16 protein-coding genes and 2 pseudogenes are annotated in these 11,875 nt (G+C 37.5%); 13 read left to right on the top strand and 5 right to left on the bottom strand.

Annotation, left to right across the window (positions count from 1 at the left end):
* Positions 1-32 precede the first annotated feature (32 nt).
* The 9 genes and pseudogenes from G5B11_RS13290 (at position 33) to G5B11_RS13250 (ending at position 6,499) form a co-directional block, all read left to right on the top strand.
* Entirely contained in the window at positions 33-329 is a 297-nt protein-coding gene (locus tag G5B11_RS13290) for a hypothetical protein (protein ID WP_005334864.1), read from the top strand.
* A gap of 7 nt (positions 330-336) precedes the next feature.
* Positions 337-741, top strand: coding sequence for a hypothetical protein (locus G5B11_RS13285; RefSeq protein WP_005334861.1), 405 nt, complete (start codon positions 337-339; stop codon positions 739-741).
* A 149-nt stretch (positions 742-890) separates the two neighbouring features.
* The gene (locus G5B11_RS13280; RefSeq protein ID WP_005334860.1) at positions 891-1,511 is read left to right on the top strand and encodes an NUDIX hydrolase N-terminal domain-containing protein; all 621 of its coding nucleotides are present in this window, start codon (positions 891-893) and stop codon (positions 1,509-1,511) included.
* Positions 1,512-1,684: 173 nt separating this feature from the next.
* Positions 1,685-1,792 (top strand): annotated as a pseudogene (locus G5B11_RS13275) (TnpV protein); the annotation flags it as partial.
* A 176-nt stretch (positions 1,793-1,968) separates the two neighbouring features.
* Positions 1,969-2,643: a response regulator transcription factor gene (locus G5B11_RS13270; RefSeq protein ID WP_077325134.1), complete on the top strand. Its 675-nt coding sequence runs from the start codon at positions 1,969-1,971 to the stop codon at positions 2,641-2,643.
* On the top strand, positions 2,631-3,812 hold the full coding sequence (locus tag G5B11_RS13265) for a HAMP domain-containing sensor histidine kinase (protein WP_077325132.1): 1,182 nt from the start codon (positions 2,631-2,633) through the stop codon (positions 3,810-3,812). The genes G5B11_RS13270 and G5B11_RS13265 overlap by 13 nt, the downstream gene beginning before the upstream one ends.
* An 82-nt stretch (positions 3,813-3,894) precedes the next feature.
* Complete coding sequence (locus G5B11_RS13260; RefSeq protein ID WP_055057019.1) at positions 3,895-4,959, top strand: ABC transporter permease; 1,065 nt, start codon at positions 3,895-3,897, stop codon at positions 4,957-4,959.
* Positions 4,960-5,619 carry a hypothetical protein gene (locus G5B11_RS13255; RefSeq protein ID WP_055298348.1) on the top strand — a complete coding sequence of 220 codons (660 nt, stop codon included), beginning with the start codon at positions 4,960-4,962 and terminating at the stop codon, positions 5,617-5,619.
* Between the two features lie 4 nt (positions 5,620-5,623).
* A complete protein-coding gene (locus G5B11_RS13250) occupies positions 5,624-6,499 on the top strand; it encodes an ABC transporter ATP-binding protein (protein ID WP_101884923.1) in 876 nt (291 codons plus the stop codon).
* Between the two features lie 73 nt (positions 6,500-6,572).
* Here G5B11_RS13250 and G5B11_RS19865 read toward each other — a convergent pair.
* Positions 6,573-6,629 (bottom strand): annotated as a pseudogene (locus G5B11_RS19865) (hypothetical protein); the annotation flags it as partial.
* Entirely contained in the window at positions 6,626-6,865 is a 240-nt protein-coding gene (locus tag G5B11_RS19860) for a penicillin-binding transpeptidase domain-containing protein (RefSeq protein ID WP_333491578.1), read from the bottom strand. The pseudogene G5B11_RS19865 and the gene G5B11_RS19860, both read right to left, overlap by 4 nt.
* Before the next feature lie 99 nt (positions 6,866-6,964).
* On the opposite strand from G5B11_RS19860, the gene G5B11_RS13240 reads away from it, so the two are divergent.
* Positions 6,965-7,174, top strand: a complete 210-nt coding sequence (locus G5B11_RS13240; RefSeq protein WP_008392833.1) for a DUF6219 family protein — start codon at positions 6,965-6,967, stop codon at positions 7,172-7,174.
* Between the two features lie 102 nt (positions 7,175-7,276).
* On the opposite strand, the gene G5B11_RS13235 is transcribed toward G5B11_RS13240, so the two are convergent.
* The 3 genes from G5B11_RS13235 to G5B11_RS13225 all read right to left on the bottom strand — a co-directional run bounded on the left by G5B11_RS13235 (position 7,277) and on the right by G5B11_RS13225 (position 9,062).
* Positions 7,277-7,930, bottom strand: a complete 654-nt coding sequence (locus G5B11_RS13235; protein WP_029471597.1) for a CpXC domain-containing protein — start codon at positions 7,928-7,930, stop codon at positions 7,277-7,279.
* A gap of 65 nt (positions 7,931-7,995) precedes the next feature.
* A complete protein-coding gene (locus G5B11_RS13230) occupies positions 7,996-8,520 on the bottom strand; it encodes an ImmA/IrrE family metallo-endopeptidase (protein WP_005334847.1) in 525 nt (174 codons plus the stop codon).
* Between the two features lie 83 nt (positions 8,521-8,603).
* Complete coding sequence (locus tag G5B11_RS13225) at positions 8,604-9,062, bottom strand: helix-turn-helix domain-containing protein (RefSeq protein ID WP_005423558.1); 459 nt, start codon at positions 9,060-9,062, stop codon at positions 8,604-8,606.
* A 247-nt stretch (positions 9,063-9,309) separates the two neighbouring features.
* Here G5B11_RS13225 and G5B11_RS13220 point away from each other — a divergent pair, with 247 nt between their 5' ends.
* The 3 genes from G5B11_RS13220 to G5B11_RS13210 all read left to right on the top strand — a co-directional run bounded on the left by G5B11_RS13220 (position 9,310) and on the right by G5B11_RS13210 (position 11,492).
* A complete protein-coding gene (locus G5B11_RS13220) occupies positions 9,310-10,599 on the top strand; it encodes a Y-family DNA polymerase (RefSeq protein ID WP_330603138.1) in 1,290 nt (429 codons plus the stop codon).
* 14 nt (positions 10,600-10,613) lie between these two features.
* On the top strand, positions 10,614-11,030 hold the full coding sequence (locus G5B11_RS13215; protein WP_226969580.1) for a hypothetical protein: 417 nt from the start codon (positions 10,614-10,616) through the stop codon (positions 11,028-11,030).
* 234 nt (positions 11,031-11,264) lie between these two features.
* Positions 11,265-11,492 carry a hypothetical protein gene (locus tag G5B11_RS13210; RefSeq protein ID WP_005334838.1) on the top strand — a complete coding sequence of 76 codons (228 nt, stop codon included), beginning with the start codon at positions 11,265-11,267 and terminating at the stop codon, positions 11,490-11,492.
* The last annotated feature ends 383 nt before the right edge of the window (positions 11,493-11,875 follow it).

The raw sequence follows: 11,875 nt of genomic DNA, 5'->3' as shown, positions 1-11,875 counted from the left end.
ATATGCCAGGACTGGTAAGATAGGAGGTGCACATGTTTATTTTAAAACTTGCTGGGAAAATATTATTACTGCCGGTATGGCTGATCCTTTTTGTGATCGGACTGGCAGTAAAGATGACAGTACAGACTTATGCGGTTGTCAGAGGGATCCTTGGGTTTATATTCACTTTGTTGATTATAGCGACTGCATACTGTTACCATGACTGGGTACAGGTTGCATTTCTGTTTTCGCTGAGTGTAATTCTGTATCTGATCCTTTTTGCAGGAGTGTTCGTAGATACTGTACTGGACATGACAAGAGAACGCATTATTGATTTTATTATATCGTGAGGAGGATATGAAAATGAGCGAAAACAATGATTATATTCAGTTACCACCACTTAAAAAAGACACACCGTCCGATGTGGTAGCATTTATGTGGGAGTACATAAAAGTACCGGAGGATTCAAGAGAAAAAGTTAAGAATCTGCTTAAAGATGCAAATGAAAATGGCGTAAAATTAAGTCATCAGGCACCAACACTGTATGATGTTGTCCCAAAAGAAGAAATTACTGAATTTGAAGAGCTTATGCGCAAAACCATAGCTGACATTGTATCAGAAGCCAGTAGCATTGCCTGTTGGGTGTATGTGCAGAAATATGTGAAACAGAAAACTCTTGACGAAATGCTACAAGAATTGCCAGGAGCAGGCCAGTTTATCATTGTCATGGATACCTGGTTCGAAAGACTGATGGCGGAATAATGGATGCTATGATAGAATAAAGAAAACGATTTGAAGTGCAAATCGGAATTGACCGAGCTCTTAGAGCGAGGGATGCTTCTTGTCCGAAGGGCAAGAAGATGGAGGTTAGAAAGAGTTTAACAACTCGGAATTTAAAGGAGCGATAATCTATGAATAAAAACGAACAATGGCTAAAATGGGCAGTAGAATTACAAGCTATTGCTCAGGGTGGTTTGTTTTATGGAAAGGACAAATTTGATATAGAACGATATGAAAGAATCCGAGAAATTTCTGCTGAAATGATAAGCTATAAAACTGAAATATCTACAGAAAAAGTTCAAAATTTATTTTGCAGTGATGTAGGATATCAGACTCCTAAAATAGATACAAGGGCTGCGATTTTTAAAGACGGGAAAATATTATTGGTTCATGAAGCAAATGGTACTTGGTCATTACCGGGAGGTTGGTGTGATGTCGATATTTCCGTAGAGGAGAATACAATAAAGGAGGTCAAAGAGGAATCAGGACTTGATGTTACTGTAAAACGTGTGATTGCTGTTCAAGATAGGGAGAAACATAATCTTCCAATATATGCGTATAAAGTATGTAAGATTTTTATGCAATGTGAAGTGACGGGCGGTCAATTTAAAACGAATATTGAAACAACAGGTTTTGATTATTTTGGAATTGATGAGCTTCCAGAACTTGCAGAAGAAAAGAATAATAAAGAACAAATTGCGATGTGTTTTAATGCAATGCAATCAGAAAAATGGGAAGCTTTATTTGATTGACTTCCGGTTTTCTAAACTGACAACTTCAAGTTTACAGAACTGAATCAAAAGAGCTCGAAGGAGCTCTTTTTCCTTTTTTATAATAGTATCTGGGACTGTTGTTCCGTTGATAAGATTTTCAAGTTGTTGTGCGACTTCGGCTTGTTTGTTTGGATACAGACGACTATAAGTATTTAAGGTTTGAAAGAATTGTAGAGCAGATGAAACAGGCACAGGGGATCACGGAACAGTTAAAGGCAGAAAATCAGATGGAATGGGTAGCGAGAATGAACAATATGTAATCGTGTGCAAGGGAGATTGTGGATACAGAGATGGTTTATCAATAATGGAAATAAAATGAAGGAGAAAAGGCGGCAGTTTAGAAAGGCTGTTGCCTTTTAGGAATTGTTGTTTATTTGTTGTTTTTTATAAGATATACTATAAAGAAAAGATAGCATTATAGCCAGAGGTGGAATTTATGAACTATAAAATTTTAATGGTTGATGATGATAGAGAATTGCTAAAAATGTTGAATCAATACTTTACATTGAAGAATTATACAGTGATTATTGCAGAAAATGGCATAGAAGCAATGGAAAAGATAAGTGTAAATCCCGATATTATTTTATTGGATGTAAATATGCCGGGAATGGACGGAATTGAAGTGTGCAGAAGAATCAGAGATATGGTTTCCTGTCCGATTATTTTTTTGACCGCAAAAGTAGAAGAACAGGATCGAGTAATGGGATTGTTGTCTGGTGGCGATGATTATGTTTTAAAACCATTCAGTTTGAAAGAATTAGATGCCAGAATTATTGCTCATTTGAAACGTGAAGAACGTTTACATAGGAAAAAAGAACAAAGGTTTTATGGAGAATTAGTAATTGACTATGCCAGTAAATGTGCACATATTAAAGGGAATGCTTTAGAGCTTACTAAATTAGAATATGAGATTATAGAATTTTTATCCATGAATCCTGAAATGGTTTTTGATAAAGAACGTATTTATGAAAAGATTAGTGGATATGACACAGAAGGAGATAGTCGAGTAGTGACTGAACTAATCCGTAGAATTCGTAATAAAATAAAACGATATACAAAACATGAATATATTGAAACAGTATGGGGGATGGGATATAAATGGAAAAAATAAAAAATCTTTCGTTAAGAAAAACCATTGTCTTATATATGATAGTCAGTTTGATAGTTAGTTTTTATCTTTCGGCATTGATTATGCGAATGGCAGCAACTATACAAGATGACATTTGGTGGAAATACGTAGATCAAGAAAAGTATTTTGAAATGGCTGAAGGTGACGGTAGAAAGTATTTGACAGATGTTCCGAGACCGAATTCTTATGAAATGAAAAAATTTGATTATCATGTATCAGAGATATGTGACTTCCTTCAGACGTTTACAGTACTTATTGTGTCTGTGGTAGGCAATATCATAGCAGTGTTTCTTTTTTATAAGCATAAATTAAAAAATCCCATTGAAGAATTAGAACTGGCATCACAACAGGTTGGTCGAAATAATTTGGATTTTCATATTACCTATGAAAATAAGGATGAAATGGGAAGATTGTGCGAGGAATTTGAACGGATGAAGGAGCAGCTTGCAGAAAATAACCATCAATTATGGAAAATAATTGAGGAAGAAAAGGCTTTGCGAGCAGCGATTGCACATGATATCCGTTCACCGCTATCTGTATTGGCGGGGTATCAGGAAATGCTTTCAGAATATCTTCCTGAAGAAGAGATAGATATGGATCGAGCCTTAGGTATGGTAAATGAGAGTAAAAAACAGATTGAACGCATGGATACATTTGTAGAAACAATGAGGAAGATGAGCAGTTTAGATACAAGGGAGTTAGTGGTAGAAGAAATTACAAGTATGCAGTTAGAAATAGATATACAGGCAGAGTTGAATGTGTTTGAGAAAAAATTTGGAAAGAGATGCGAATTAGAATGTGTGGAAACAGCAGAAAAATTTTCGGGAGATAAGGAAGTGATTTTAGAGGTTATAGAAAACCTTTTGTCAAATGCCTTTCGTTATGCTAAAACAAAAGTGGAAATGGAAGTTCTCCTTACTTGTTCTGAATTACAAATCAGAGTAAAGGATGATGGAGTGGGTTTTACAGTAGACAAGCAAAAGGCAACAGAGCTTTTTTATCAGCAAAATGTGAAAGACAGTTTGAAACATTCAGGAATGGGCATGTATATCAGTAGGTTGTATTGTGAAAAGCATGGCGGACAGTTACTAATAGAAAATGAAAAACAGAGTGGAGCTGTAATAACAGCAGTATTTCATCGGATTGCATAAGCAGTCCGATTTTTTTATGCTGTTGTCTTTTTATTGTGATTTATATTTTATGATGTCTATAACAAGGAAAGGAGGCAAACGTATGATTGCTATTTTTAAAAGAGAGATTAAGAATTATCTAAAGCGACCGTTATTTTGGGTAGGTATTCTGCTTGTGATTTATGGTGTGTTTAATACGACAAGTCCATATTTAACCACACATTATTTAGGGCAAGGCGAGAAAATTATCAATGATTATCCTGATACAGTTCGCTTAGGAGATGTTTATGAAGGATATATTCCTGCGAATCCTGAAAAACATCGAGAAATATGGAGTGGACAGATAAAACAAGCACTAATTGATGAATTAGAAATGTCTGATTTAGAGGCACAATCCGTAATGAGCAAACTTGTTGATATGGAGTTAGAAGAAGCATTCGTATATCTGGAGGAAAAATATGATTGGTATAGTGCAAGATATATGTACGAAGATAGTGCCTATTACAAAGGAACGCCAGAAGAAATCAACACATATCTGAACGAAAAAATGAAAAATAAGGCGTTTTCTTTTTATTACTCAAGAAAATTTGCTGATTTTGCAGGGTTGTTTATGTGTTTTTTTGCAACAATTATGTTAGCGGTTCTGTTTTTACAGGATACGAAAAAGCATACTTATGAATTGCTTCACACGAAACCGATCACTGCCGGAAAGTATGTATTTGGAAAAGTAAGCGCAGGATTTGCAATTTGTTTGATTGCTCTGACTATTATAAATCTATTATTTTGGGCATTGTGTGTTATTTATACAAAAGACAGTGGGTTTGAAGTGCGGTTCTGGGATTTTATAGTTTCTACTGTACTTTATATACTTCCCAATATGCTGATGATTGTAAGTGTATATACATTGATTTCACTCATATTTAAAAATCCACTTCCGGGAGTGCCGCTTCTGATTCTTTACATGGTATATTCCAATATGGGCGGAAGAAATGCGGAAGGAGTTTATGGATATTGGGGAAGACCTTTTGCGATTATGGTTCGATTCCCCGATCAGCTTTTCGATACAACACCGCCGCCAATGGCATTTTTAAATCAGAGTTTACTTATTTTAGCATCTGGAGTGATTATTCTGATTTCAATACAGATTTGGAAGAGGAGGCGGATGTAAATGAAGAAGGAAATGAAGATTGTTCTGCCGTTTTATAAGATTGCTTATGCAGTATCTTTTGTTGTGATTTTAAGCTTGATACGTGGGGTTGTATTCACAAATGAAATAGGACTTTCCATTGAGGCACCTTTTGCTATATTGACTGCTGTTTTTTGTGCGGACACTTATGTGCAGGAAATTACAAGCAAGCGTTCAGAAATCCATAGGCTGTATCCAATAAGAAAGAGAATTTGCTCCATCATGCAGCGAATAATGATACAGGAATTTTTTTTATTACTGCTTGCTGTTTTAGGTTACGGATTGTTTTTTGTGTTTCAAAAACCAGTCACACATCCGGCAACGGAAAGTGAAATACTTCAGTTTATTGCCTATTTTTTAGCGATTGTAGTAACCATTTTCTTTTGGGGAATATTGGTCAATACATTGTCAATGCTTTTTCGCAATATGTGGATGGGGATTGGAAGCTGCCTTCTGATATGGGTAGCAACAAATTCCACGGGAGGAGATAAACTTTTTGGGGCATGGAATCTGTTTTCCTATGCTTTCAGAGATATAGAAAATACTGCTGATGTTACATGGCTGCAAGGGAAAGCTTTGTGTATTGGTATTGGATTGATTTTATTGGTAGTATTGCCGAAAATAGTTAGAAAGAGAGGGTAAGTTTATGAGTATTCATATTGAGGATTTAACAGTAAGATTTAAAAATGGTGTGACAGCAATCAATCATGCGAATTTAAATATACCGAATGGAATTTTTGGATTATTGGGAGAAAATGGAGCAGGAAAGACAACTTTGATGAGGGTTTTAACTACTGTACTTAAACCTACAAGTGGAACGGTCACATTGGACGGGATTTTATATAGTGAAGGAAACTATGAAAAAATTCAGAGAAAAATAGGGTATCTGCCACAGGAAATTGAACTTTATCCTAATTTGACTGTTCAGGAGTGTTTAGAGTATATGGGTGATTTGGCAGGTGTTCCAAAAGCAGAATGCAAGAAACGAATAGAATATTATTTGAAAAAGACCAGTCTTGCAGAACACCGGAAAAAGAAAATGAAACAGTTGTCAGGCGGTATGAAACGACGGGTAGGATTGGTGCAGGCGCTTTTAAATGAACCGGAATTTTTAATTGTGGATGAGCCGACTACCGGTTTAGATCCAGAGGAACGTATTCGCATCCGCAATTTGTTAGTAGATTTTTCTGAAAACAGAACGGTTTTGTTTTCAACTCATGTGGTAGAAGACTTAGCTGCCACCTGCAATCAGCTTGCAATTATGCATAAAGGTCGATTTCTGTATGCGGGTTCTATGAAGAATTTGACAGAAGAAGCACAGGGGAAAATCTGGATTTGCAAAGTACCTGATGAGAGAAAAGCAAGAGAAGTGGAACAGAAGTATCGTATTACATCTAAACAGTATGTTGAGGGGGGATTGCAGTTAAGAGTGATTTCTGAAATACAGCCAGAATTGGAGTGTATGTCAATTCCTGCAACGTTGGAAGATGCTTATATTTATGTGACGAATCAATACGAGTAGATAAAGCACCATCTGATGCTTTACTACCAGTTGCACGTTGTTCGCTTTGAATATTTGTGGAGAAAAAGTATGTATTATTTTGGCTTTCTATAAAACCTATAAACCAGCCATTTATATCCTGCCCGTTCACTCGTCCGGTTCCGGTTTTTCCATAAATTCTCCATTTTCAGAGGCGGTAAGATGGATGGAATTTTTGACGGCATGAATATTAGCAGGAGTAAAGTTGAAGTTGTTTCGATATAAATTTTTCAAAAGTTCAACTTGTTCTACTGGTGAAATCTTTAAGGATGACTGCATCCAGTAGGAAGAGAAATCTCCGGATATATTTTTATTGCCATATCCTATTTGCTGAAGGTATGAATTTATAGTGGAAGATCCGAGCTGCTTGTCGATTGATTCAAAATACCAGTTTGTATATATCTTTTAAAAGGTATATGATTAAGAAAAACGGCAGGAGGTATCTGAATGAAATCACATAAATATTGGTCTATCGGTGCACTGATTACAATGCTTGGAACTTTTTATACAGGTTATAAGGGATCAAAAGAAGGCCATAAGTACTTTGCAGCAAGTTCTTTGCTTTGCATGATTATGGCTATTTATACAGGACACAAGATGATTTCTGGTAAAAGTAGGAAGAAAAAAGAAGTTTCAGTAGAGAGTGTTGAAGATTAAAAAACAAAATATTTTAATAAATAACGCCGGTGCGGGATTTTTGATATCCAGTACTGGCGTTATTTATTCTACAGGGGCTTGGGGGTGTAGCCACCAAATATACTATTCGTTTTCTGCTTCGGCAAGTTTGTTAAGGATCCACTCCCTATTGATAACTATTTCATCATCATCGCGGAGATCCTTGAAATCATTGCAGTGTGAAGAAGCAAATTCATACATATTGTCAATGTCAACTGCACCAGTAATCTCACCCTTATTAATGATTACAAGAATATTTGTTCCGTCGTCGTCGACAGCAAAGCGCAGTTCATCAAATTCTATATCGGGATCATTTTTGAGAATAGAATCTGTCGCAAGTAATTTAACAAGTTCCATTACCCTGTCATCTTTACCTGCATCAAAGATCTGGATCTTTTCAACGAGCTGATTTGCTGATGTCACAATCCGGTATAAGTACTTTTCGGTACGATAATCAGCCAAAGCATTTTTTTCATAAAATATTTCATATGTCTTCTTTACTTCTGATTCAGGAACCAGATAAATCATGACAAGATCTTCCATTTGGTGATAGAGTGTGGAGTAGTTTAAACGAAAGGTCTCTCCACAGCTCGGGCAGGTATAAAGGAAAATAGATTGATTAAGTACCTTCTCTTTCATTTCAGGATCCAGTGCAGTATTAATACTGTCCCAGAGCTCAAAATCTCCCTCATGATGGCAGGAAGGACAAGTTACCTTTTCTATATGATGTCTTGACATAAATGATCCTCCTTTCAGTGAGATAAATCTATAGTTTTTCTATTGTAGAATAATCTTATCCGCTATTATTTCGCCAGAAAATTACTCTGTATCTCCATCGGCATATGATAAGCCTGGCCTCGTTTTGTCAGGCTGTATAGTTTAAAGCTCATGAGTTCCGGAGTCGCATTCAAAGAGCTGCAGAGTCCGAAATAATCCAGGTCTTCGTTCTGAACCATATCTTCAATCTCCTCATCATCAATCAGAAGATCGGCAGCAAACAGATTGGCCTGGTATTCTGTATTATCCGTCATATTGTAGAGGGTATCATCTTGCATTGGAGCCATTTTCAGCTGGGAACGATGCAGGATGATATGCCCTAATTCATGGGCGGCAACGATCATCTTTTCTTCTTCTGAAAGGAAACTGCTGATCATGACATAGATTGTCTTACAGCTCATAAAACAGTATCCTTTCAGTGTCTTATATCTGGAAGTTTCACCGACCACAATGTTCATCTGATCCATGATCTCAAATGGATCTCGGGTTCCATATTTCTTGATTAATTTCTTTGTTTCTGTATATATGTAAGTGTTTCTCAAATAAATCACCTCAAAAGTAAAAAATAAAAAGGGCAGAAATATCCTTGTAACTATAAGGTAACAGATTAGGTGTACAATAATCCCGCCTTCTATTATTTTTCCTCTTGGTTTTTCAGATATTTTTTCGGTGTAAATTTCTTTGCACGTCTTTTGGAATCCAGATAAAGGCTCTGGATTTCATCCATAAAAGCTATTTTATCTTCGTCTGTCAGTGATCCACCGGCAAACATAGCTGCAGCCTGTTCCAGAATCTGCTGAGCCTGTCTGGCACCACGGTTACCAAACTGTTCGGATGCTTCTGTGATAAAAGCTTCATTCTCACTCATGAGATAAGAAACGTCACACTGTAATGCATCTGCCAGTTTCTGATACAGAACATTTTGTTTTGGAAAACGTCCTTCTACTTCCCAGGATCGAATGGTCCTATATGAAACACCAACCATACTGGCCAGTTCCTGCTGACTCATCTTTTTTTCTTTTCTTAATGATCTTACTTTTTCACCGAATGTCATAAACATACCTCTTTCTAAGCCTTGTCTTATAAGTTTCATTAGCCGCCTCAAGGCAAAACGGGAAATGTGTCTCCCAAAAATTAAAAAATAATCTTGACAAAGGGAAATATCTCTCCTATAATGTGAATCACAGATAAGGGAAACATATTTCCTATAAGATACACAATATTTCCTCTTTTGTCAATGGATATGTGAAATGAATTTCCTGTAATTCAATGAAAACAGGAAGGATAGACAATCATTGATAGTCAAAATGGGATACATGTTACAAAAAGAGGAAAGACGTATGGGAGGTGGCAATGTGAGTCAGGATCAGACTTCTATTATCTGTATTGATCTGAAGTCCTTTTATGCTTCTGTAGAATGCGTAGAACGTGGGCTGAATCCATTTAAAACAAACCTGGTGGTTGCAGATCCGACCAGATCAAAGTCAACAATCTGCCTGGCAATCACTCCGGCTATGAAGTCTCTTGACATCAAGAACCGGTGCCGGATCCATGAGATACCGGATTGTGTGAAGTACATCACAGCCATGCCAAGGATGCAGCTGTATATGGATTATTCCGCAAAGATCTATGGAATCTATCTGCGGTACGTCTCAAAAGAAGATATCCATGTGTACAGTGTCGATGAGTGTTTTATTGATGTGACAAACTATCTGCAGCTTTATCATCTCACTGCAAAAGAAATGGCGGTAAAGCTTATGCAGGAGGTTATGGAGGAAACAGGTATCACTGCAACCGCTGGTGTGGGAACCAATCTGTATCTTGCTAAGATCGCAATGGATATCGTAGCAAAGCATGTGGATGACCATATTGGAATCCTGGATGAATTCTCTTACAGAGAGCAGCTATGGGATCATAAACCATTAAGTGACTTCTGGAGGATTGGATCCCGGACTGAAAAAAAACTAGCCGGTTATGGAATCCATACAATGGGCGATATCGCAATGGCTTCTTTAAGATCCGAAGACTGGCTGTATAAGATGTTTGGGATTGATGCAGAGCTGTTGATCGATCATGCATGGGGATATGAAACATGCCGGATGAGTGACATCAAGAACTATCATTCGGAGGAACACAGCCTTTCAAATGGTCAGGTGCTGATGCGAAATTATTCTTTTGACGAAGCACTTGTGATCGTAAGGGAAATGACAGATAATCTGGTTCTGGATCTGTTTGAAAAAGGACTGGTAACAAGCTCTCTCACCTTATGGATCGCCTATGACCACAGGTATGAGCATGAGGCATCCAAAGGAACCGTAAAACTCGAAAGAGAAAGTAACAGTTCCAAAAAGATCATAGATGCAGTGGAAGATTTATATCTCAGGATTGCAGACAGATATACCGGAATCCGAAGAATCGAGGTGTGTGCGAACAGGGTTGCTCCTGAAAGTTATGTGCAGTACAGCCTGTTTGATGATCCCAAACAGACCGATAAGGAACGGCATTTACAGGAAGCAGTATTGAATGTAAAGCAGCGTTATGGAAAGAATGCGATCATGCGGGGATCCAACCTGCTGGAGTGTTCTACTTATAGAGAACGCAATGAGCAAATAGGTGGTCACCGTGCTTAGAGGAGGTGCAAAAAGTGCTGGCAAGTGCATATCAACCGTATTTATATTTACCAAGACCGGTTTCCAGGAGACATCCCATGGATGTAGGACGCAGGGCAAAACAGTTTGCTCCATTTGCGGCACTTCGTGGACTGGATGAAACAATCCGGCAACAGGAAATCATTTATGAACCAAAAAGAGATTTATCTGAGGAAAAGAAAAATGAGTTGGATATGAAATTAAGGATCCTGGCATATGGGATGAAGATACAGGCAACTTATTTTCAAAAATCCTGGAAGGATCCGTCAGTTGGCCAGTACCATACATTATCCGGAACCGTAGAATTTTTTGATCCATCAGTCCACTTACGGATTGATGATACCGAGATTCAGATCCAGGACATCTGTGATCTGACTGGTGATGTATTTGAAACTATTGAAATATCATGTTAATTAATCACAGCGGAATTTTTTATACCGGAAAGAGTGAGTGGTAGCTGGTGAAAGGATAAAAAAGGATGCACAGATCGACAAAGCAGATCTGATCAGAATAGAAATCGTGCTGTTCGTGTAGCTTTGGCACTTACGGAATGGATGGCATGATGCTCATAAGGCGGATTTGATTTCCCTTTGGTCCGTTGAGTAATAAATGGAGAAATATCTTATTGCTTAAAGGAGGAAGCCTATATGGGATCAGGTGCTATTAAATGGCATGTACACTGCTCTGTATGTGGAGCATTTATTGAAAAGAGCGCACAAAGCGATTCAGAAGTGGAGTGCAAAAAATGTCGCAGTACATTGGAGATATTTGTAAAGGATGATATGGTGTCGGTTCGTCCGATCCACATCCGAGATGAACAATTAAAGTCCAGGATGCGGACGTATTCCCGAAAGATGATGAATCAGGGATCATAACAGAATAGAATGAGCTGTCTGTAGTAAGCGTTGGATTTGGCAGGAACCATCAAGAACGCACCAGGCAGTAAGAGTTTGTCAAGGAGCTGAACCTGACTGGAATCACTAAGAGCCCGGCAAAACATTTACGGATACACTGCAAGATCAGAAGTATTTTCTGGTTTTGGAGATTGTTGAAGTATTTGTTTTGTCGGGCTTTTTTGACGTATTTCGAAAAATTTTTAAATTTTTTGTCGTACCCCACTGTAAAACAGGCTCTCAGCGTTTCGTTATATAGAGGTTGAATTCTTTTTTGCAAAAATAATTGTAAATAGAGATTTTGATAATATGACACAAAGGAGGAAACAAAGATGACTGAAATCGAATACCAGGAATTTGTAAGG

Source organism: Blautia glucerasea (assembly GCF_013304385.1).
In the GTDB taxonomy this organism is placed as follows: Bacteria; Bacillota; Clostridia; order Lachnospirales; family Lachnospiraceae; genus Blautia_A; species Blautia_A ammoniilytica.
The sequence above is the reverse complement of the archived record's forward strand: the minus strand, read 5'-3'. Positions and strand labels throughout refer to the sequence as shown.